The following is an 18,751-nucleotide window of genomic DNA, read 5'->3' as shown; positions in this document are numbered from 1 at the left end:
CAGGAAGTTTTGGAGCGAGACTCGTCACAAGGCGTTAGAGTGGCTATGAACGTCATGGGCCATGGGAAATAGCACTTGGACATCACGCCGGATCGAAGAGCCGACGAAGAGGAGGAGCCCGCCATGCCGAGAAGGCTGAAGGCGGGGTCGCTTTCGCATATTGCAAGGCGCGCGGTCACCGTGCTCGTCGTGCTTCTGGTGCTGCCTTACCTGCTGATCCCCGTTTATGCGCTGCCGTTCACGCGACCGGTCTCGACGCTGATGCTGTCGGAGCTTTTCCTGCTGCGCGGCTATGACCGGCAATGGGTGGATCTGGATGATATTTCGCCCAATCTCGTGCGCGCCGTGATGATGTCGGAAGACGGCCAGTTCTGCGCCCATGGCGGCGTCGACTGGGTGCAGATGCGCGGCGTCGTGCAGGATGCACTGGACGGCGAGCAGACCCGCGGCGCCAGCACCATCTCGATGCAGACCGCCAAGAACCTGTTTTTATGGAACGGTCGCTTCTTTGTCAGGAAGATTTTAGAGCTGCCGCTTGCCATGACCTCGGATTTCATCTGGTCGAAACGGCGGATGATGGAAATCTATCTCAACGTCGCCGAATGGGGCCCGGGCATCTATGGCGCCGAGGCGGCCGCGCAATATCACTTTAAGACGAGCGCAGCAAAGCTCTCCAGCAGCCAGGCGGCGCTGCTTGCCGTGGCGCTACCCAACCCGTTCACCCGCGTCGCCAGCAAGCCCGGCCGCGGCATGCGCCGCCTCGCCGGCATCGTCGAACGCCGGGCGCGCAGCTCCGGCGAATACATCAAGTGCATTTATGACTGAGGCCCGCCGAAGCCATCGGCTTCCGCGTGTCATCCGCAGGTCTTACGCCTGCTCTAGGCCGGATCTGAACAGGATCGAGCGGGAATCATAGAGATGGATGCAGCCAAGTTTTCTCCAGGACTTCGACGTTACGCCAAAAGCTTCAACCCGAAGCCGCCCAGCCATCTCGGCACGCGCTATGGGGTAAAGGGCGGGTTCCTGCCCGATGCAGGCAACACCGTGGTCTGCCATCTGGAAAAGGGATCGCAGACGCAACGCGCCATCGTAGAGGCGCGCGAAAAATATCTTGCCATCCCCGAGGCCGAACAGTTCGTCTTCACGCCGATCACCAGCCTGCATATGACTCTGTTCCAGGGTGTCATGGATAATCGGCGTGTCGAGGGTTTCTGGCCGACCGACCTGCCGCTTGATACGCCGATCGAGGACATGAGCGAAATTCTGGCAGCGAGGCTCGAAGGGTTTGAGGCGCTCGATCCGTTCCGGGTTGCCGTTGTCGGTGCGGATCCGACCGCTCTCGTCGTGGACGGCGCTGGCGAGAAAGATCGCAGGGCGATGCGCGCGTGGCGGGATGCCTTTGCCAGGTTGTTCGGCTACAGTCACCCGGACCATGATGACTACGTCTACCATATTACCTTCACGTACCCGATCGAGAGGTTGTCTGACGCGGTGCTGCCCGCGTGGCAGGCAATGCTGGATGAGACCGTTGATGAGATCACTCGTCGTGCGCCCGTGCTGGAGATGACGCCACCAGCCTTCTGCGTGTTCGAAGACATGAACCATTTCCACGAAATCCTGGTCTTCGATGCCGAAGACAGCATGGAGCCCACTGATGGATGAACTGACCCTCTACATCGCCAACAAGAACTATTCGTCCTGGTCATTTCGGCCGTGGATCGCGATGACGGCGGCGGGCGTGCCGTTTCGCGAGGTTCTGATCCCCTTTGATAACCCGGCAGGAAATCCGAAGTTCAAGGACATCTCACCGACCGGGCGTGTGCCGGTGCTGCATCACGGCAATGTCCGGGTGTGGGAATCGCTGGCGATCATCGAATATGTCGCAGAGCTGTTTCCGGAAAAGCGGATCTGGCCGGAGCCTGCCGCCGAGCGCGCGGTGGCCCGCTCGATTTCCATGGAAATGCTCTCCGGCTTCCGGGCGCTGCGCAATGCCTGCCCGATGAACATTCGCCGGCCGAAGGGCAGGCTCGACCTCGCCGAAGACGTGAAGGCCGGCGTGGATGCGGATGTCGCACGTATCCTGGCGATGTGGAAAGAGCTGCTTGAGCGTTCGGGCGGCCCGTTCCTGTTCGGCGAATTCTGCGGCGCGGATGCGATGTTTGCGCCGGTCATCAACCGGTTCGCGGCCTATGAGCTGGTGATGGACGCCGCCGTGCTGGATTATATGGCTGCGGTGAGAGGCCATCCGGCCTGGAAATCCTGGGAAACGGCGGCGCTTGCCGAGCCATGGATCGTGCCGGAAGACGAGGTCTGACGCGGCCGATCGATAAGAACGGGCAAGGCTGCGAAAAAATGCCCGTGGGGACTGGTCAAAGCCCTGACGTGCATGTATAAGCCAGCCAAATTTCCGAGATCGAGACGTGATGGGTTCGGCCTCACCAGGCCCGGATATCACTGTCTTGCACGAAGTGGAGTAACGAAAATGGCAGTACCGAAGAGAAAAGTTAGCCCGTCCAAGCGCGGTATGCGCCGCTCCGCCGACGCGCTCAAGACCCCGACCTATGTCGAGGACAAGAATTCCGGCGAACTTCGCCGTCCGCACCATATCGACCTGAAGACCGGCATGTACCGCGGTCGCCAGGTTCTGACGCCGAAGGAAAGCGCATAAGCGCTTGACCTACGTCGCATGCTTTAAAGGCCGGTTTGACCGGCCTTTTTTGTTGCGCGCTTTTCAGGTGTGAAGACAGAGTTCGGACGACATCAGGCCCCCAGGCTGTCGAGCCTGCTCTGCAGCGAACGAAGCTGCTCCTTCAGGTCATCGATGTCCCTGGCGTCCGCCTTGCGGGACGAGGATGCCGCCTGGGCCGGGGAAACGGGTGCCGCGGCAAAAGGCGTGAACATCTGCACGGCCTGGCGGAACATCTCGGTGTTGCGACGCACCTGATCTTCCATCATCTGCATGGGAACCTGCAGGTTCTTGCCGAGCGGCGTTTCTCCGAAGGCGCGCGTCACCTGTTCGCGCATCTGCACCTGCTGGTCGGTGAAGGCCTGCATCGACTGTTCGAGATAGGTCGGCACGACCATCTGCATCTGGTCGCCGTAGAACGAGATGAGCTGGCGCAGGAAAGAGACCGGCAGCAGGGTGTTTCCCGTCTTGGATTCCTGTTCGAAGATGATCTGGGTCAGGACTGAATGGGTAATGTCTTCGCCGGTCTTGGCGTCCTGGACCGAGAATTCCTCGCCCTTCTTCACCATCTTGGCGAGATCTTCCAAGGTCACATATGTGCTTGTGCCGGTATTATACAGCCGCCGGTTGGCGTATTTCTTGATAATCGTTTCGCCTTCGGCTTTTGCCATGGCTTTACCTCCCTAAGAATCATTTTTTGATTTTTCGGGCTTGCGCCCTTCTCCCAAGGGAAATGTAAGCCCAAATCAGGGGCGGAGACAATGTTTTTGTGCGGCGCAGTGAATTTCGTGTTGCGCAGCAAATTTTGCGGGATCACCCGGCTCGCGTGTGCGGTTTGACACCTTGGGCAAGCTTTGACAGTCTCCGCGCAAAGAATTTCGGAGGAAGCCTCTTGTCCACACCATCGATCGTCATCGCATCCGCCGGCCGCACGGCCGTCGGCTCGTTCAACGGCGCGTTCGCAAATATCGCGGCCCATGAGCTTGGCGCTGTCGCCATCCAGGGCGCTTTGGCGCGTGCCGGCGTCGATGCCGCCGAGGTGGATGAAGTCATTCTCGGCCAGGTCCTGCCGGCCGGCGAAGGGCAGAACCCCGCACGCCAGGCGGCGATGAAGGCCGGCGTGCCGCAGGAGGCGACCTCCTGGGGCGTCAACCAGCTCTGCGGCTCCGGTCTTCGTGCGGTGGCGCTGGGCATGCAGCAGATCGCGCTGGGCGATGCGAAGGTCATCGTTGCCGGCGGGCAGGAATCCATGTCGATGGCGCCCCATTGCGCCCACCTGCGCGGCGGCGTGAAGATGGGCGACTTCAAGATGATCGACACGATGATCAAGGACGGCCTGACCGACGCCTTCTACGGCTATCACATGGGCATCACGGCGGAAAACATCGCGCGCCAGTGGCAGCTTTCGCGCGAGGAGCAAGACCAGTTTGCGGTCTCTTCGCAGAACAAGGCCGAGGCCGCGCAGGCTGCGGGCCGCTTCAAGGACGAAATCCTGCCGTTCATCGTCAAGACACGGAAGGGCGATGTAACGGTCGACCAGGACGAATATATCCGCGCGGGCGCGACGCTGGATGCAATGGCCAAACTCCGCCCGGCCTTCGACAAGGAAGGCACCGTGACGGCGGGCAATGCGTCGGGGCTCAACGACGGTGCAGCAGCCGTGGTGCTGATGACCGAGGAAGAGGCGCAGCGCCGGGGCATCCAGCCGCTGGCACGCATCGCCTCCTGGGCGACGGCGGGCGTCGATCCGCAGATCATGGGCACCGGTCCCATCCCGGCCTCCCGCAAGGCGTTGGAAAAGGCGGGCTGGAAGGTCGGCGATCTCGGGCTCGTCGAGGCGAACGAGGCATTTGCGGCGCAGTCCTGCGCCGTCAGCCGCGACCTCGGCTTCGATCCCGCCATTGTCAACGTCAATGGTGGCGCGATCGCGATCGGCCACCCGATCGGCGCGTCAGGTGCGCGCATCCTCAACACGCTTCTGTTCGAAATGCAGCGCCGCGGAACTGCCAAGGGACTGGCGACGCTGTGCATCGGTGGCGGAATGGGGGTCGCCATGTGCCTCGAACGCCTCTAATTAGAGGCGGATGCGATAACGGCGGGCCACGAAGTCGGCCAAAAATGACAGGGAGAATCGATGGGACGAGTTGCTCTCGTTTCTGGCGGAACGCGCGGCATCGGGGAAGCTATCTCCATTGCGCTACAGGCCGCGGGATACGCGGTCGCTGCCAGCTATCACGGCAATGAAGAGAAGGCCGCCGAATTCCATCGGGCCACCGGGATCCCCGTGTTCAAGTGGGACGTATCGGACTACGAAGCCTGCGTCGCCGGAATTGCACGTGTGGAAGAGCAGCTCGGACCGATCGACATCCTCGTCAACAATGCCGGCATCACGCGGGACGGCATGTTCCACAAGATGACGCTGGCGCAGTGGAACGAGGTCATCGGCACCAATCTGAACGGCCTGTTCAACATGACCCATCCGGTCTGGCCCGGGATGCGGGACCGCGGCTTCGGGCGGGTCATCAACATCTCGTCGATCAATGCCCAGAAGGGGCAGGCGGGGCAGGTCAACTATTCCGCCTCGAAGGCAGGCGACCTCGGCTTCACCAAGGCGCTGGCGCTCGAAGGCGCATCCCGCAACATCACCGTCAACGCGATCTGCCCCGGCTATACGGCCACCGACATGGTGCGCGCCATTCCGCAGGCGGTGCTGGATGAGAAGATTTTGCCACAGATCCCGGTCAAGCGGTTGGGGCTGCCGGAGGATATCGCGCGCTGCGTGCTGTTCCTGGCTTCAGACGATGCGGGCTTCATCACCGGCTCGACGCTGAGCGCCAATGGTGGCCAGCATATGGAATGATGCCGGCTGGGCTACTCGGCGTAGCAGGTGCCCGTTAACTATCGGGTCGGCTACGGATCCCAAGTCATACACAGGCGCTATGGTTTAAAAACCGTTAAACATCAATATCTTGTCGGGAACGAAGCGTGAAGGCTGCAACGTCTCCGATTCGTCGATGATTCGTTCCGCATTTGATCGACGGCTGGTTTCGCCGATAAAAAGTTAAGGCCGGTGTCGATTGCTCGACACCGGCCTTAACTTGCAAAGGTTGCTGGCGCTTAGCGGCAGCGCGCCTCGTAGGTGCGGCCATAGCGGTCACGATAGACGCAGTAGCCCTGGCGCTTCTGGGATTCGCCGATAGCTGCGCCGACAAGGCCGCCACCGACTGCGCCGACTGCAGCGCCACCCCAGCTGTTGGTCACAGCGCCACCGATAACGGCGCCTGATGCTGCGCCGATTGCGGTTCCCTTCTCCGTCGACGTGCAGGATGCCAGTGTGCCGACGAGTGCGGCGATCAGCATGATCTTTTTCATTGTTTGGTTTCCTTCCCTTCCAAAATTAAGCCTATCAGATCCTGCCCAAGAGCAGCAGGATGATGATGATGAGAACGACGAGCCCCAATCCGCCGGACGGGCCATAACCCCAACCCCGGCTGTAGCCCCAGTTCGGCAAAGCGCCAATCAGGAGCAGGATGAGTATGACGAGCAGTACCGTTCCGAGCATGGTGTTATCTCCACTTCCCTGAAGCTGGGATGAATTTGCGGTGACAACGTAAGCCTGGAACTTTTGTTCCATCGGGACTAAAACACCTGCATTCACACGTTGTTACGGTGTGTTAACGGGTGGCCTTGCAACCATTTCCACTGCTGACATGCAATGTAAAATTGAATCGCGCACTCCGTTGACTCTTCGCGCTAAACGAGTCCTGCCAGCTCTTTCAGCGCGATGCATGCCGATTCGCGGCGAAACACCAGATCAGGTATTCATGGCTCTCCATCTGTCCATATGTTGTGAGAACGGACAGTGAATCCATTGAGTCGTCGATTCGTCGCCGATTCGTTCGCATCTGTTCCGGCGGTTTTAAAGCCGGCTCGAATTCGCCGGGGAAGGCCGCTTTTCTACTTGCGTTTGGCCTGCCGTATCGCCATGTGTGGCGAAACTCCGGGCGTTCCGACGCACGCGATGTTTAATGGACGCGGAACTTCGCTTTGAATTCTCAGCCGATGATCTTCAGCGGGCGTGGCGTTACTGCCGTACTCGGCCCGACAAACACCGGAAAGACGCATTACGCGATCGAGCGCATGGTGGCACATGGCTCCGGCGTGATCGGCCTGCCGCTGCGTCTGCTCGCGCGCGAGGTCTATACGCGGCTGGTCGAGAAGGTCGGACACCATAATGTTGCGCTGATCACGGGCGAGGAAAAGATCACGCCGCATATGGCGCGCTATTCGGTCTGTACCGTTGAAGCGATGCCGCGCGAAACGAAGGCGTCCTTCGTCGCCATCGACGAGGTTCAGCTCGCCGGAGATCTCGAGCGCGGCCATATCTTCACCGACCGTATCCTCAACCTGCGCGGCAAGGACGAGACGCTGCTTCTCGGCGCCGCAACGATGCGGCCGATCCTCGAAAGCCTTTTGCCGGGCATTACGATCGTCGAGCGGCCTCGGCTTTCGCAACTGTTTTACGCCGGCCAGAAGAAGATCACCCGCCTGCCGCAGCGCTCGGCCATCGTCGCCTTTTCGGCGGACGAGGTTTACGCGATTGCAGAACTGATCCGCCGCCAGCGGGGCGGGGCCGCGGTCGTGCTCGGCGCGCTCAGCCCGCGCACCCGCAATGCTCAGGTCGGGCTCTACCAGGAAGGCGATGTCGAATATCTGGTGGCCACCGACGCGATCGGCATGGGCCTCAATCTCGATGTCGATCATGTCGCCTTTGCCCAGGACCGCAAGTTCGACGGATATCAGTTCCGCAATCTCAACCCCGCCGAAATGGCGCAGATTGCCGGTCGCGCCGGCCGTCATCTGCGCGACGGCACGTTCGGGGTGACGGGCCAGGTGGCGCCGTTCGACGAGGAACTGGTGGAGCGGATCGAGGGCCATCACTTCGACAATGTCAAAGTCCTGCAATGGCGCTCGAAGAACCTGAGCTTCGCCTCGCTGCAGGATCTGCGGCGCAGCCTTGATGCCGCGCCCACCATCCATGGACTGACCCGGGCGCTGCCGGCGACCGACAGCCAGGCGCTGGATCATCTTTCCCGTTATGCCGAAGTGCGCGATCTCGCGACCACGGCGGAGCGGGTCGAAAAGCTCTGGGATGCCTGTGCGCTCCCCGATTATCGCAGAATTGCACCTGCGCAGCACGCGGACCTTATTTCGACGCTTTTCTTCGATCTTGTGCGCCACGGCACGGTGAACGAGGACTTCATGGCGGAGCAGGTTCGACGTGCCGATCGTACTGATGGCGAGATCGATACCCTGTCTGCCCGGATCGCTCAGATCCGGACCTGGACTTATGTCTCTAACCGCCCCGGCTGGCTTGCTGATCCGACACACTGGCAAGAAAAGACGCGGGAAATAGAGGATAGGTTGTCGGACGCGCTACATGAAAGGTTGACGAAACGCTTTGTTGATCGCAGGACATCTGTGCTCATGAGGCGCCTGAGAGAGAATGCAATGTTGGAAGCTGAAATCAGTGTAAATGGCGACGTGTTTGTCGAAGGACATCACGTCGGACAATTGGCGGGCTTCCGCTTTACTCTTGCATCGGGCACGGAAGGTCCGGATGCGAAGGCCGTGCAGGCTGCTGCACAAAAGGCGCTTGCGCTTGAATTCGAAGCGCGCGCCGCGCGTCTTTATGCATCGGGCAACAGCGACCTCGCCGTCGGCTCGGATGGTTCCGTCCGCTGGCTCGGCGAGCCCGTCGCACGGCTTGCCGCAAGCGACCACGTCATGCGCCCGCGCGTCATCCTGCTGGCAGACGAGCAACTGACCGGCAATGCCCGCGAGCATGTGCTTGCCCGCATCGAGCGCTTCGTCAATCATCATATCGCGACCGTCTTGAAGCCGCTCGACGACCTTTCCCGCGCAGAAGACCTGCAGGGTCTGGCGAAGGGCCTGGCGTTCCAGCTGGTCGAAAATCTCGGCGTCATGTTCCGTCGCGATGTCGCCGACGACGTGAAGTCACTGGATCAGGATGCGCGCGCTTCGATGCGCCGCTACGGCATCCGCTTCGGCGCCTATCACGTCTTCATGCCGGCACTTCTGAAACCGGCTCCGGCCGAACTCATCACGCTCCTCTGGGCGCTGAAGAACGACGGCCTCGACAAGCCGGGTTATGGCGAACTCATTCCCGCTCTTGCAGCAGGTCGTACATCGGTTGTCGCCGATCCGTCCTTCGAGCGGACCTTCTACAAGCTCGCAGGCTTCCGTTTCCTCGGCAAGCGCGCCGTGCGCGTCGACATTCTCGAGCGTCTCGCCGATCTCATCCGTCCGCTCTTGCAGTGGAAGCCCGGCACGACGCCGCGTCCGGAAGGTGCCTATGACGGCCGCCGGTTCACCGCGACGACCGCCATGCTGTCCATTCTCGGCGCAACGCCGGACGACATGGAAGAGATCCTGAAGGGCCTCGGCTACCGCGCCGATGCCGTGCCGGCCGAAGAGGCCCAGGCGCATCTTGTCAGCGTCGATGGCGCTGCAGCGCCGGCTGCCGAGGCTGTTGCGGCTGAAGCTTCTGCCGAAGAGACGGTGACCGAAGAAACTACGGATGCTGCACCTGCCGAAGCGGCACCAGCTGAGAACGCAGAGACCGAGACGGTGATCGAAAGCGTATCGGCGGAAGCCGAAAACGCATCGGGAGCGGCTGAAGAGACCGTTATTGAAGCCGTTTCTACTGCGGAAACACCCGTCGAGGCCGAGAAGCCTGCAGAGCCCGAGGAGGCCAAGCCGGTTCTCCTGTGGCGTCCGGGCGGCGGTCGCGAAAACAATCAGCGTGGCGGACGCCCGCATGGCGATCGTCAGGGTGACCGTCGTGGCAACCAGGGCGGCCAGCGCAATGCCGGTGGCGAAGACGCGGCCCAAGGCCGTCGTGATGGCGGTGGTCGTCGCGACGATCGCCGTGGTGGCGAAGGACGGGGTGGCGAGGGACGTGGCCAGGAAGCCCGAGGCGGACGCGACGGCAATCGCGGTGATCGCCGGAACGACAACCGTGGTGACCGGCCGCCGCGCGGCGATCGCCACGAGGGCGGTCCGCGCAACGACCGGAACGATCGCAACAAGAATTCCCAGCCGGCGCGCTTCGAAGCCAAGCCGCCGCGCAAGGAAAAGCCGCTCGATCCGGATTCACCTTTCGCAAAACTCGCTGCTCTCAAGGAGCAGATGAAGAAGTAAGAAGACTTCAGCCATGACGGAAAAGCCACAAGCAGAGACGCGCCAGCGCATCGACAAGTGGCTTTTCTTCACCCGCATGGTGAAGTCACGCTCGCTTGCGCAGGGTCTTTTGAACAGCGGCCACGTGAAGGTGAACGGCGCGTCGATCCGTCAGCCGAGCTTCCAGGTCAAGACGGGCGACAGGGTCGAGCTTGCGCTCGAACGCCGCGACATCATTCTCGTCGTCAAGTCGGGCGGCGAGCGACGCGGACCCTATGAGGAAGCCAAACTTCTCTACGAAGACCTGACGCCGCCGCGCGAGGAGACCGAGCGGCTGAGTGCGTTCGAGCAGGCGCAGCGCGCCAAGGGCAGCGGGCGGCCTACCAAGAAGGAGCGGCGCGAGACCGACCGCCTCTTCCCCGGACCGAGCGGTTCGGCCGCCGATCGCTTCGTCGATCCTTGGGACGATTAGAAAATCCACCTTCCAGCGCCGCTTTTTCGGAAAGCTTTATTCTTGCTAAGGGACGGCAAAGGCATTACGTCACGTTCGAAAATGCCGGGTAGCCCGCCTCTGGTTCCAGCGGTTGCGTTGCTTGTCTCCGGCGCCTCCGGCCCGACCTTCCCAATCGGTGTCCTGATCAACGCGCTATGTGGAGTGCCTCATGACGTATGTCGTGACCGATAATTGTATCCGCTGCAAGTACACCGATTGTGTCGAGGTCTGCCCGGTCGATTGCTTCTATGAAGGCGAGAACTTCCTCGTCATCCATCCCGACGAGTGCATCGATTGCGGCGTCTGCGAGCCGGAATGTCCCGCTGAGGCGATCAAGCCCGATACCGAGCCGGGGCTGGACAAGTGGCTGAAGATCAATGCCGAGTTCGCGCAGATCTGGCCGAATATCACGGTCAAGAAGGACGAGATGGAAGGCGCCAAGGAAGTCGACGGCGAAGAGGGCAAATACGAGAAGTATTTCTCCGCCGAGCCGGGCAAGGGCGACTGACCGACAGTTCCAAGGTGTGAAACGAAGACGGAGATTGGTCTGCGTCTTCGCAAGACCAAGGATGGCTGTTTTGATCGTTACGATTGAAGCTCATTCGTTTTGTCGTGCAACAAAGGCACCTGCGACGTCGTGAATAATATGCTGGTAACCTTTACCGAGGAATCAGCCATATGAACGTTCTGACATCCGCACCCGAGAAAACCTCACGCATAGCGGCTCCCTACCGTCCGGACCTCGTTGCAGCAGCCGAGGCGATCGCAGCAAACCTGCGGGACCGGCGCGAGGAAACAGACAGGCTTGGCCGGCTGCCTGACAGCACTGTGGGAGAACTCGAAAGCGCCGGTCTATTCGATATTCTGACACCTGTCGCCCATGGCGGTCACGAGGCCTCATTCGAGACGCTGATGGACTGCGTCATTGCCCTGTCCAGGGGTGACGCTGCCGTCGGGTGGACGGTGTCCCTGCTGGGCGGCGGCGGATGGGGGGCTGCTGCATTCTACAGCAAGGAGATTGCCTCGTCGTTCTTTTCGTCAGGCCGGAATGTGCATATGGCCGGAGCATTCCAGCCCAAGACCGCGAAGATCCGCCGGGTGGCGGATGGTATCGTCATCGACAGTGGTGTTTGGGGCTTCGCAAGTGGCATTCGCCATGCAGGCTGGGCTTTCCTGGGGCTACCGATCTTCGACGAAGACGGACAACTTGCGGAGCTGGCCGGCGGGGCCGTTCCGATTTCCGATGTCGAGATACTCGATGATTGGGATACTATCGGATTGAGGGGCACCGGGAGCAACAGTGTTTCCGTATCGGACGTCTTCGTTCCCAACGCGCGAATTGTCGACCTCGCGCAAGCCATGGCCGGTATCTATAAATCCGAGCATCTCGAGGACCATGCGCTGTATCGCATACCGATGGTGCCGTTCTTTTTCACGAAGCTGGCGTTTACCAGCGTCGGGATCGCTAAGGCGATGGTGGACGAGTTCGTAGAGCAGGCCGCACGGCGGGGCATACTCTACACGCCATATCAAAAGCAGAGCGAAGCTCCGGTTGCGCATCTGCAGGTCGGTGAGGCGACCGCCAAGATCGAGGCTGCCGAACTGCTGTTGCGAAAATGCGTTCAGGTTCTGGAACGGGCCGCCATCGACGGTTCGGCCGTATCGTTGCCGGTGAGGACGGAGCTTCGGCGGAATGCGGGCTATGCGAACAAGCTCACGATGGAGGCGGTCGACATGCTCGCGGGTGCAGCCGGTGCCTCCTTCGCATTCCAAGATCACCCCCTCAATAGGCTATGGCGCGATGCCCGCGTGGCCAACCTGCATGCCGGCATCAATCCGACATGGGCATTCGAACTTTACGGCCGCGTCAGGTTCGGGCTCGATCCCGGCAGCCCGATGGTTTGAGGCAGGTTGGAGCGGTGGGGTTGAAGATCCGGTCGCCTCTTCGGCGCAGTCTTGCCGGACGGGCGAGCAGGGATGTGCCGTCCCGTTGCCCATTTCGCGCCATATGGATCGTATGCCGGCGACTAAAGCCTTGATCAGGATGTCGAATTTTGCACCGCTCAGGACGAGATCCCATATACACGGCTTAACGACTTTCCGGGCGTAAGCCGCTGCGCGCGGCAAGGCGATCATTGCGTTCACGCAGATCCTGCTTGATTTATAGGCAAGGACCGGTTGATGTGTCTTTTGCGCGCTCTAAAACCAAATTATTGATTTACGCACTTTTTTGTGGTAGAGAAGAGACACTGTTCCTCAAAGAGGCACTCGCGTGCCCAAAAAACATCACGAAAGAAACAGACCAGCCCTAGCGCCATCGGTGGCATAACAGCGTTGCAGCGCTGACGGTCGCATTTTGGCGAAGGGCCTGTTTTTCGTGCGCGTTTGGGCGGATCAGTATGGAGTGACCCGACGGTTTCCCCCGTCTCATCCGGGCCTGACTGACCCGGTTTCCCCGACCCAGAAATGGGTGAGTAGAAGGGAGTTTTGGAAACGAATGACGACTCAGCAGAAAAAGAATTCCCCTGCACGCCAGGGCTTCAAGACCGGCGAATCGATTGTGTATCCGGCGCATGGCGTAGGTACGATTACCGCGATTGAAGAGCAAGAAGTAGCTGGCATGAAGCTCGAGCTTTTTGTCATCGACTTTGAAAAAGACAAGATGCGGCTGAAGGTTCCGGTTACCAAGGCCGTGACGATTGGCATGCGCAAGCTTTCGGAGACGGATTTCGTCGAACGCGCACTCAAGGTGGTTCAGGGCAAGGCCCGCGTCAAGCGTACCATGTGGTCGCGTCGCGCCCAGGAGTATGATGCAAAGATCAATTCCGGCGACCTGATCATGATCGCAGAAGTGGTTCGCGATCTCTATCGCGCTGAAAACCAGCCGGAGCAGTCCTATTCCGAACGCCAGCTTTACGAAGCTGCGCTTGATCGGATGGCGCGCGAAATTGCTGCCGTGAACAAGATGTCGGAAACCGAAGCCGTTCGCCTCGTCGAGGTAAATCTGGCCAAGGGCCCTAAGCGCGGCAAGTCCCTGGATGAAGACGAAGCCCAGGAAGAAGCTGCCTGATCCGAGTTGAAATACGCATGCAAAAAACCCGGCCTTGTGCCGGGTTTTTTTATTGGAACTTTTCCTCGACTGCCGCGTTAACCCGCCGGAACGGCGAACTGATTGCTGCGTAACGCTGCCCTTGGTTCCCGTCAAAACGATGACGATTACGGGTTTTCCGGGTCGTCACAACCAGGGGGACGAAAGCAGCCAATCCGATCCTACGCCAGCATCCTTGCGGCTGCTTGTTTCCGGTCATCCCGCTGTTTTTGTCAGACCAGAACCGTTGACGGAGAAGACAATGACAGCCATGTCCGCAGACCGTACCATGATCAAGATAGCGATGTCGGCTCCATATCTCGCCCGCGAAGAGGAGCGAGATCTCGCCATCCGCTGGAAGGACGCTCAGGACCAGAATGCGCGCAACCAGATTGCACTTGCGCATATGCGTCTGGTCATCGCAATGGCTTCGAAGTTCCGGGGCTTCGGCCTGCCGATGAGCGACCTCGTACAGGAAGGTTATGTAGGGCTGCTCGAAGCGGCGGCAAGGTTTGAGCCGGAACGGGACGTACGTTTTTCAACCTATGCAAGCTGGTGGATCCGCGCTTCCATGCAGGATTACATCCTGCGCAACTGGTCGATCGTCCGCGGCGGCACCAGTTCTGCGCAGAAGGCTCTCTTCTTCAATCTCCGTCGTCTTCGCGCCAAGCTTGCCCGCGGCGATTCCAACCTGACAGCCCGCGCCATCCATGAAGAGATTGCCGTTGCGCTCGGTGTCAGCGTCGCCGACGTACAGACGATGGATGCACGCCTTTCTGCCAACGACGCGTCGCTGCAGGCTCCGACAATTGCGGGCGACAACGACAGCGGCGAACGTCTAGACATGCTGGAAAGTGGAGAGCCGCTGCCGGACGAGCAGGTTTCCGGCATGATCGACGGCGAGCGCCGCCTGAAGTGGCTGCAGGGTGCGCTGACGAAGCTCAACGATCGCGAAAAGAAGATCATTCGCGCCCGTCGCCTGACCGATGACGGTGCGACGCTCGAAGCGCTCGGCGCCGAGCTCGGCATTTCCAAGGAACGCGTGCGGCAGATCGAAAGCCGTGCCATCGAGAAGCTGAAGTCTGCTCTCGTCTCGGCCAATCCGCAGATGGCGGCGGCTGCCTGCTGATATTTTAAGTGCCGACCAGCCGGGGCGCATGCGCACCTCGGCAACTCGCCTGAACATCGGGCTATCCGAAAACCGGTTCGGTCTTCGGATAGCCCGATCTGTTATTCGGAGATGATCTTGACCTTCTGGCCGGGCGACACGGTTGCGCCGGCCGGGAGCGCGTTGATCAGCTTGAACAGATCGACCTTGCGGTCCGTGCCCATCATCCGGCCGGACAATGAGGCGAGGCTGTCATTCGGGCCGACGGTGACGATGCGGATCCTGAGCGGCTTGAGCGACGCGATTTCCTGCGGCGTCATGCGGCGGAAGCTGTTGCGAAGGGTATCGGCCGTGCTTTCCAGCGTAGCCGTGCCTTTCGGCACGGCGGTGAGGAAGCGGAATATCTGCTGGTCCACCCGCACTACCGTCACATCGAACTCCCAGCGCTCCGCCGAGGCGCGCGCGGTGGCGGCCGGCAGGCCGTTGACCGTGGTTTCGCGCACCGTCTCGGGCTGCAGACCGGCGACCCAGCCGCTGGTCAGGTAATTGCTCAGGTTGTTATTGTCGCCGGCTGCAACGCCATCGAAGCGGATCGCGCTTTCACCAGGCCCGGTGGCAAGCACGGCCTCGACCTTGTTGTCGATGCGGAAATCCGCGGGCACGTCGAAGCGGATGCCAAGGCTGCCGTGCAGGAAGGTCTGGCCGCGAACATAGCCTTCCTGCGGGCTGTCGCCGTAGAGAAGCCCGTCGATGCCGGCGAGATAATAATCCCGACCGCGATCACCGACGCCTTCCTGGCCGAAGGCGCGGGCATGGCGGCGGGCAAGATCGACGCGCTGGGCGGAATTCGGGTGGCTCGACAGGAAGTCGAGGCTCTGGTCGCTGTCGGGATCGACGGCGGAATAACGGGCGTAGGCCGCCATGGAATCGAGGAAGCGGGCCGCCGCATAAGGATCGTAACCGGCTTCGCCGAGCATGCGCACGCCGATGACGTCAGCCTGCAGTTCCTGCTGCCGGGAAAAGGCTGCAAGGCGCAGCTTGCCGCGGGCCAGCGCCTGCTTGCCGGCGAGATCGCTGGACAGGACCTCGGCGACGACACGGCTGGCGATAACCTCGGCCTCTTCACGCTTCTGCCGCTCGATGCCGTGGTTGGCAGTGACGTGGCCCATCTCGTGGGACAGGACGGCCGCTACTTCCGAGGCGTCGTTGGCAAGCGCCAGCAGGCCGCGCGTGACGTAGAGATAGCCGCCCGGCAGCGCGAAGGCGTTGATCGCCGGCGAATTCAGGATGGTGATGCGGAAAGACTGGGTCGGGTTTTCCGATACCGCCGTCAGCGCGCCGGTGATGCGTGCGACGAGCCGCTCGGTCTTGGCGTCGCGATACTCGCCGCCATAGCTTGCGACGATGCGCGGATGCTCGCGGGCGCCCATGGCTGCGCGCGGGTCGTTCTTCTGCACCTGGTCGACGGTCTGCGGATTGTCCGACGGCGAGACGTTGGGCGTATAGGCCTGTTCGAAGATCGACTGACAGCCGTAAAGCATGGTCGTGGCAAAGCACAGTGCAGCTATGGGACGAAGCACGCGTAGACGCCGCATGGCTACCTTCTGCTTTGCGTCGTCCCTGATTTCCGTATTCGCTTGCACCATCATCTCCGGAATTGCGCGATCAGTCGAGGTAGCCGCGCCTTGCCTCGTCTGCCGCAACCGTCGCTTAGCGTCTTTCGCGCCGGCTGCACAGATATTCCTAAATGAATATGTATCTTCCGCGGGGTTTGAAAAGAAATTTACGAGCAAGGGCGATGCCATCAGGCCACGTCCAAATTGTGGCAGGCCTTCCGCACGCTTCCTTACGGGCGTTCACATACCAGCGGCCGATGGCTCCGTCCGGTCGAAAAACTCTGCCTTGCGCAGGTGACGGGCGATCCGTCCCTGCTCCACCACGAGAACCCGGTCAGCGACCCTTCTGATCTCGTCGCGGTCATGGGTAACGATGACGACCGTGTTTCCCGTCTCCTGATGCAGGTCCACCAGAAGCTTGGCCATCTGGACGCGCAGATCAGGGTCGAGCGAGGCGAAGGGTTCGTCGAGCAGCAGGACCGGCCTCCTGCGGACCAGCGCACGGGCGAAGGCCGCGCGCTGGCGCTCGCCGCCGGACAGCGAGCCGGGCATGCGGCGGCCGAAGCCGCCAAGGCCGACGCGCGTCAGGGCGTCATCCACATTCGCCCTGTCCGCCGCCGTCAGCCGCATGGACGGGCTGACGCCAAGCGCAACATTGGTGAAGATGTCGAGATGGGCGAAGAGGTTGTGATCCTGAAAGACGAGCGAGATCGGTCGTTCGGCGGGGTGGCGTCGCGTATGCTCGGATCCGGCGATGACGAGGCGGCCGGAGCGCGGTTGCTCAAACCCGGCGATCAGGTTGAGGAGCGTCGACTTGCCTGCGCCGGAAGGCCCGGCGATCGCGGTGATGGCGCCGCTTTCGATGCCGCAATCGAAAAGGAAGCCGGCCGTGCCGAGCGTGAGTTCGACCTGATCGAGCACGATGCCGTCATGCATTCTCATTTTCCTTGTCGCCGGCGGTGCCGAGGATGGTCAGTGCAAGGCAGACGAACCCGAGGATCAGCGCCAGACCATCCGCATCATTGGTGCGATAGCTGGAAAGCGTGCTGTAGACCAGCCAGGGCAGGGTGATGAGATCGCTGGAGCCGAACAAGGCCACAGCGCCAAGATCACCCAAAGACAGCGCCATGGCAAAGGACAGGGCGGTCAGCATCGGCCTGAGCAGTACGGGAAGATCAACCAGCCGCCATTTCGGCCAGCCGGTCATGCCGAGCGATGCGGCAAGGCGGGAGATCTGGCGGGTGTGCTCGTCTAGTGCAGGCTCCAGCACCCGCATGACGAAGGGCAGGGCCATCAGGGCGTTGATCAGCGCCACGAGATAAGGCGCGAACAGGCCGACATCACCAAAGGGGCGCAGAACCAGGAACCAGCCCGTGCCGAGAACGACGGGCGGGACGAGCAGGACGAGGGACGATGTGCCGGCTAAGGATGTCGAGAGCAGCCGCATCGGCCTCGATCTGGCCGGTAGGGCGGCAATGGCCTGGCGGGCGGAGACGATTGCGAGCGAGGCGCTAACGGCGATCATGCCAGCGGCGATCGCGATGCTAAGGCTCGTTGCTGCGGCGCGGAGGAACAGCGAGCCGGTGACGAGTTTCACAAGGTCGGCGCGCAGGCCGGCGGCGAGGACCGAGGCGAGGGGGGCGGCGATGAAGAAGACAGCGGCTGCGACGATGGCCGCGTCCCAGAGCCGCGTGTTTGCGGTCTGTCCGTCGAAGCGCCGTATTTTCCTTCCAGCGGCCCTGACGGTGTCGGTCGCGGCCGGCAGAAGCGCGATGAGGCCGATTATCGCGCCGGTCAGGGCGATCTGCAGGAAGGCGAGCGCGATGGCACGGGGCGGATCGAAATCGAAGCGCAGCGCCTGGTAGATCGCGACCTCCAGCGTCGTTGCTGCCGGCCCGCCGCCAAGCACGAGAACCAGCGTGAAGCTGGTTGCGCAGAGCATGAAGATTAGCCCCGCCACGCCGGGAATGACGCGCCGCAGCGCCGGCCATTCGACGAAGCGGAAGACGGAAAGAGGCCGCATGCCGAGACCGGCCGAGAGCAGCCAGTATTCCGCAGGCTGGCGTTCGAGCGCTGCGAGGAGTAGGCGCACGGCGAGTGGGATGTTGAAGAATGTATGGGCGAGGAGAATGCCGGTGAGGCCGTAAATGCTGACCGGCTGTTCCAGCCCGATCGCCGCCAGTCCTCCGTTGACGATGCCCTGCCGGCCCCAGATGCCGACGAGCCCGAGTGCGCCGACCAAAGCCGGCAGGCCCATGGGTAGCGCCATAAGCCGGACGATCCACACTCGGCCCGGGAATTCAGGGCGACGGGTGAGCGACAGCGCGACCGGTATGGCGAACAGGACCGAGAGCAGGGTGGATAGCGTCGCCTGCCACAGCGTGAATTGCAGGATGCGCCAGGTATAGGCCGAAAACAGCCGGGATGCCGACTGGTCGCCATCCCAGAGGAGGAGGGTCGCAACCGCCGTGCCGACGAACAGGGCGACGGCGAGGAGTGCGGCAATACCTGCTCCCAAACTCCGCCTTCGCTCTGCAATCGTCTGCACCATGCTTGT

The 18,751-nt window shown here is 61.5% G+C and carries 17 protein-coding genes and 1 pseudogene; 12 read left to right on the top strand and 6 right to left on the bottom strand.

Annotated elements, in window-relative coordinates; all coding sequences use genetic code 11:
• Positions 1-159: 159 nt before the first annotated feature.
• The 4 genes and pseudogenes from mtgA to rpmF form a co-directional block, all read left to right on the top strand.
• Positions 160-825 (top strand): annotated as a pseudogene (mtgA, locus tag BM216_RS13265) (monofunctional biosynthetic peptidoglycan transglycosylase); the annotation flags it as partial.
• Between the two features lie 93 nt (positions 826-918).
• Positions 919-1,662, top strand: a complete 744-nt coding sequence (locus BM216_RS13260) for a DUF1868 domain-containing protein (RefSeq protein ID WP_092999645.1) — start codon at positions 919-921, stop codon at positions 1,660-1,662.
• Positions 1,655-2,314, top strand: coding sequence for a glutathione S-transferase family protein (locus tag BM216_RS13255; RefSeq protein ID WP_092999644.1), 660 nt, complete (start codon positions 1,655-1,657; stop codon positions 2,312-2,314). Before BM216_RS13260 ends, BM216_RS13255 begins: the two co-directional genes overlap by 8 nt.
• Before the next feature lie 168 nt (positions 2,315-2,482).
• Positions 2,483-2,668: a 50S ribosomal protein L32 gene (rpmF, locus tag BM216_RS13250; RefSeq protein ID WP_092999643.1), complete on the top strand. Its 186-nt coding sequence runs from the start codon at positions 2,483-2,485 to the stop codon at positions 2,666-2,668.
• Between the two features lie 92 nt (positions 2,669-2,760).
• Here rpmF and phaR read toward each other — a convergent pair whose 3' ends face one another.
• Positions 2,761-3,357 carry a polyhydroxyalkanoate synthesis repressor PhaR gene (gene phaR / locus BM216_RS13245; protein ID WP_092999642.1) on the bottom strand — a complete coding sequence of 199 codons (597 nt, stop codon included), beginning with the start codon at positions 3,355-3,357 and terminating at the stop codon, positions 2,761-2,763.
• Positions 3,358-3,578: 221 nt separating this feature from the next.
• Between phaR and BM216_RS13240 the strand changes: the two genes are divergently transcribed.
• Positions 3,579-4,760: an acetyl-CoA C-acetyltransferase gene (locus tag BM216_RS13240; protein ID WP_092999641.1), complete on the top strand. Its 1,182-nt coding sequence runs from the start codon at positions 3,579-3,581 to the stop codon at positions 4,758-4,760.
• Positions 4,761-4,820: 60 nt separating this feature from the next.
• Entirely contained in the window at positions 4,821-5,546 is a 726-nt protein-coding gene (locus tag BM216_RS13235; protein WP_092999640.1) for a beta-ketoacyl-ACP reductase, read from the top strand.
• Between the two features lie 257 nt (positions 5,547-5,803).
• Here the strand turns inward: BM216_RS13235 and BM216_RS13230 are convergent, their stop codons facing one another.
• Positions 5,804-6,058 carry a YMGG-like glycine zipper-containing protein gene (locus tag BM216_RS13230; protein WP_092999639.1) on the bottom strand — a complete coding sequence of 85 codons (255 nt, stop codon included), beginning with the start codon at positions 6,056-6,058 and terminating at the stop codon, positions 5,804-5,806.
• Positions 6,059-6,092: 34 nt separating this feature from the next.
• The gene (locus BM216_RS13225; RefSeq protein ID WP_092999638.1) at positions 6,093-6,248 is read right to left on the bottom strand and encodes a DUF3309 family protein; all 156 of its coding nucleotides are present in this window, start codon (positions 6,246-6,248) and stop codon (positions 6,093-6,095) included.
• A 500-nt stretch (positions 6,249-6,748) separates the two neighbouring features.
• On the opposite strand from BM216_RS13225, the gene BM216_RS13220 reads away from it, so the two are divergent.
• The 6 genes from BM216_RS13220 (at position 6,749) to BM216_RS13195 (ending at position 14,599) form a co-directional block, all read left to right on the top strand.
• The gene (locus tag BM216_RS13220; RefSeq protein WP_092999764.1) at positions 6,749-9,910 is read left to right on the top strand and encodes a helicase-related protein; all 3,162 of its coding nucleotides are present in this window, start codon (positions 6,749-6,751) and stop codon (positions 9,908-9,910) included.
• A gap of 13 nt (positions 9,911-9,923) precedes the next feature.
• Positions 9,924-10,361, top strand: a complete 438-nt coding sequence (locus BM216_RS13215) for an RNA-binding S4 domain-containing protein (RefSeq protein WP_092999637.1) — start codon at positions 9,924-9,926, stop codon at positions 10,359-10,361.
• Between the two features lie 190 nt (positions 10,362-10,551).
• Positions 10,552-10,890, top strand: coding sequence for a ferredoxin FdxA (gene fdxA, locus BM216_RS13210; protein ID WP_092999636.1), 339 nt, complete (start codon positions 10,552-10,554; stop codon positions 10,888-10,890).
• A 170-nt stretch (positions 10,891-11,060) separates the two neighbouring features.
• Positions 11,061-12,287 (top strand): acyl-CoA dehydrogenase family protein, encoded by a 1,227-nt coding sequence (locus tag BM216_RS13205; RefSeq protein ID WP_092999635.1) that lies wholly within the window; start codon positions 11,061-11,063, stop codon positions 12,285-12,287.
• 592 nt (positions 12,288-12,879) lie between these two features.
• Positions 12,880-13,452: a CarD family transcriptional regulator gene (locus BM216_RS13200; protein WP_092999634.1), complete on the top strand. Its 573-nt coding sequence runs from the start codon at positions 12,880-12,882 to the stop codon at positions 13,450-13,452.
• A gap of 280 nt (positions 13,453-13,732) precedes the next feature.
• Complete coding sequence (locus tag BM216_RS13195; RefSeq protein ID WP_092999633.1) at positions 13,733-14,599, top strand: RNA polymerase factor sigma-32; 867 nt, start codon at positions 13,733-13,735, stop codon at positions 14,597-14,599.
• A gap of 101 nt (positions 14,600-14,700) precedes the next feature.
• Here BM216_RS13195 and BM216_RS13190 read toward each other — a convergent pair whose 3' ends face one another.
• The 3 genes from BM216_RS13190 to thiP form a co-directional block, all read right to left on the bottom strand.
• Entirely contained in the window at positions 14,701-16,119 is a 1,419-nt protein-coding gene (locus BM216_RS13190) for a M48 family metalloprotease (protein ID WP_244530170.1), read from the bottom strand.
• A gap of 315 nt (positions 16,120-16,434) precedes the next feature.
• A complete protein-coding gene (locus BM216_RS13185) occupies positions 16,435-17,130 on the bottom strand; it encodes a thiamine ABC transporter ATP-binding protein (protein WP_092999632.1) in 696 nt (231 codons plus the stop codon).
• Entirely contained in the window at positions 17,123-18,745 is a 1,623-nt protein-coding gene (thiP, locus tag BM216_RS13180; protein ID WP_092999631.1) for a thiamine/thiamine pyrophosphate ABC transporter permease ThiP, read from the bottom strand. The genes BM216_RS13185 and thiP overlap by 8 nt, the downstream gene beginning before the upstream one ends.
• Positions 18,746-18,751: the final 6 nt, after the last annotated feature.

Origin of the sequence: Rhizobium sp. NFR07 (assembly GCF_900111905.1) — a bacterium.
Classification (GTDB): domain Bacteria; phylum Pseudomonadota; class Alphaproteobacteria; order Rhizobiales; family Rhizobiaceae; genus Neorhizobium.
Note: the sequence above shows the minus strand (reverse complement) of the source record. Positions and strands in the feature narration are given on the sequence as shown.

What these genes read in the sequence shown, in the direction of transcription:
- BM216_RS13260 (WP_092999645.1), top strand. Translation starts at nt 919, where the DNA reads ATGGATGCAGCCAAGTTTTCTCCAGGACTTCGACGTTACGCCAAAAGC.
- BM216_RS13255 (WP_092999644.1), top strand. Translation starts at nt 1,655, where the DNA reads ATGGATGAACTGACCCTCTACATCGCCAACAAGAACTATTCGTCCTGG.
- rpmF (WP_092999643.1), top strand. Translation starts at nt 2,483, where the DNA reads ATGGCAGTACCGAAGAGAAAAGTTAGCCCGTCCAAGCGCGGTATGCGC.
- phaR (WP_092999642.1), bottom strand. Translation starts at nt 3,357, where the DNA reads ATGGCAAAAGCCGAAGGCGAAACGATTATCAAGAAATACGCCAACCGG.
- BM216_RS13235 (WP_092999640.1), top strand. Translation starts at nt 4,821, where the DNA reads ATGGGACGAGTTGCTCTCGTTTCTGGCGGAACGCGCGGCATCGGGGAA.
- BM216_RS13230 (WP_092999639.1), bottom strand. Translation starts at nt 6,058, where the DNA reads ATGAAAAAGATCATGCTGATCGCCGCACTCGTCGGCACACTGGCATCC.
- BM216_RS13225 (WP_092999638.1), bottom strand. Translation starts at nt 6,248, where the DNA reads ATGCTCGGAACGGTACTGCTCGTCATACTCATCCTGCTCCTGATTGGC.
- BM216_RS13220 (WP_092999764.1), top strand. Translation starts at nt 6,749, where the DNA reads ATGATCTTCAGCGGGCGTGGCGTTACTGCCGTACTCGGCCCGACAAAC.
- BM216_RS13215 (WP_092999637.1), top strand. Translation starts at nt 9,924, where the DNA reads ATGACGGAAAAGCCACAAGCAGAGACGCGCCAGCGCATCGACAAGTGG.
- fdxA (WP_092999636.1), top strand. Translation starts at nt 10,552, where the DNA reads ATGACGTATGTCGTGACCGATAATTGTATCCGCTGCAAGTACACCGAT.
- BM216_RS13205 (WP_092999635.1), top strand. Translation starts at nt 11,061, where the DNA reads ATGAACGTTCTGACATCCGCACCCGAGAAAACCTCACGCATAGCGGCT.
- BM216_RS13200 (WP_092999634.1), top strand. Translation starts at nt 12,880, where the DNA reads ATGACGACTCAGCAGAAAAAGAATTCCCCTGCACGCCAGGGCTTCAAG.
- BM216_RS13195 (WP_092999633.1), top strand. Translation starts at nt 13,733, where the DNA reads ATGACAGCCATGTCCGCAGACCGTACCATGATCAAGATAGCGATGTCG.
- BM216_RS13190 (WP_244530170.1), bottom strand. Translation starts at nt 16,119, where the DNA reads ATGCTTTACGGCTGTCAGTCGATCTTCGAACAGGCCTATACGCCCAAC.
- BM216_RS13185 (WP_092999632.1), bottom strand. Translation starts at nt 17,130, where the DNA reads ATGCATGACGGCATCGTGCTCGATCAGGTCGAACTCACGCTCGGCACG.
- thiP (WP_092999631.1), bottom strand. Translation starts at nt 18,745, where the DNA reads ATGGTGCAGACGATTGCAGAGCGAAGGCGGAGTTTGGGAGCAGGTATT.